The 1,483-nt window shown below is 60.3% G+C and carries 3 protein-coding genes; all 3 read right to left on the minus strand.

Translation table 11 applies throughout. The features are described from left to right. Window positions 1–100: 100 nt before the first annotated feature. Window positions 101–274, minus strand: a complete 174-nt coding sequence (locus OC610_RS27290) for a hypothetical protein (protein ID WP_264432528.1) — start codon at window positions 272–274, stop codon at window positions 101–103. A gap of 162 nt (window positions 275–436) precedes the next feature. Further along, window positions 437–679 carry a hypothetical protein gene (locus tag OC610_RS27295; protein ID WP_030142095.1) on the minus strand — a complete coding sequence of 81 codons (243 nt, stop codon included), beginning with the start codon at window positions 677–679 and terminating at the stop codon, window positions 437–439. Between the two features lie 65 nt (window positions 680–744). After that, window positions 745–1,483 (minus strand): lipocalin-like domain-containing protein (locus OC610_RS27300; protein ID WP_264432531.1); only part of this gene is annotated, 739 nt, incomplete at its 5' end.

Genomic DNA, 1,483 nt, shown 5'->3' on the forward strand with positions numbered 1-1,483 from the left:
GGACTCAATGATAGTGGAGCTTGCGGAATATTTCCGTGAGCTCCGTCCATTTTTTGTTTCATCCAGCGACTCGATTGCTTCGGTTTGCAAAGTAGCTCGCTCAATCGCGCCGAGCCGTTTTCTGCGCATCGGTTTCCTGCGCATCGGGATTACCTTTGCGCTGCTCACGCTTGGCCGGGTCGTTGGGGCGCAACGCGTCGTTGTCCCGCTCCACTTCGCCGGGCAGGGCCGGTTTATCGGGGTTCTGTTCGGTTGGGTCGGAAGTGGGTTTCATCTTGATTTCCTTGAGCTGTATTGCCAACTGCTGGCGTGGGATTGGATGACGGCGCTGGCGTCTTGATTCCGAATCGAGTTGTCTTTTTCGCGAGCAGGCTCGCTCTCACATTGGAATGCATTCATCTGTGGGAGCGAGCCTGCTCAAAGGGCCGCCAGAAAATCAGGCGTCGGGGTCTGCCACTTCAGCCGCGACGTTGGCATCCGGCGAGCGCTGGTGAAGTTCCTCGGCCCTTGTCTTCAGTTCTTGCCAGCGGTCCAGGTCAATCTCTCCCAGGCCGAACAGGTCGTCTGCCAGCCGCATCAGCTCGGTGAAGTGAGCGTCGGGTGACTGCTGGAAGTAAGCCTTGTCGTCGAACAGTCGCTGCCAATCGGCCAGCGACGGTGGTTTGAGGTCATCGCTCATGAAGGGCTCCCGCGAGGCATTCATAAGGTATGAGGGGCGACGGTCGCGGGGAGTTCCGGCGATTCTCAATAGCCCGTCATTTCCAGATAGCCGTTGCCGCCATGACTGCCGCTCAGCTGCACCGGCCCTTCCCAATAGGGGATACGCAGGTTCATCCAGGCCCCGGGGTTCAGGGCGCGGGTGGTGATGTCGAGCTGCTTGCCAGGGATCTTGACCGACCAGCGCACCGGCATCGAACGCCCTTCGACCTTGGCGGTGTCCAGCGGTACAAGGCTGATTTGGTCGGCATGCAATGTCGTCGCCTGGCCCTGGGCATCGATCCAGGTTCCCGTGAGATAAGGTTCGCCCTCCTTATGGCGCATACGATAGAGCATCACCTGTTCGCCGCTTTCCAGGTGCAACGAAAACCAGTCCCACCCGGTCTGGTTTTCGGTCAGCGGCTGGCTGCTCCATTCGCGGTCAAGCCAGGCAGGGCCGCTGACTTCGTAGCGCTGGCCGTCGATTTCCAGGTGACCATGGGCCTGGAAAAACGGCTGGCTGTAGTAATACGACGCCTGGCCCTGCTCGGATTTCTGGCTGAAGCCGTGGTCGCCTTGCAGGACCAGCGGACGTGTCGACGTGAGCTGCAATTCATAATTGAAGTGTGCGTCACGCGCCTTGAGCTGCATCGCCGCCAGGGCATCATTGCCAGCGGCTTGAGTCGTCAATTGCCAATCATCGATCCAGGCATCGAAAGGCGTTGTCCGCACCCCGGCCTGCCCCACGCCTCCCCGGGCGTAGCGCTCGGCGGCATGGTGGACGCTG

This window comes from Pseudomonas agronomica, from assembly GCF_025917275.1.
Lineage (GTDB): Bacteria > Pseudomonadota > Gammaproteobacteria > Pseudomonadales > Pseudomonadaceae > Aquipseudomonas > Aquipseudomonas agronomica.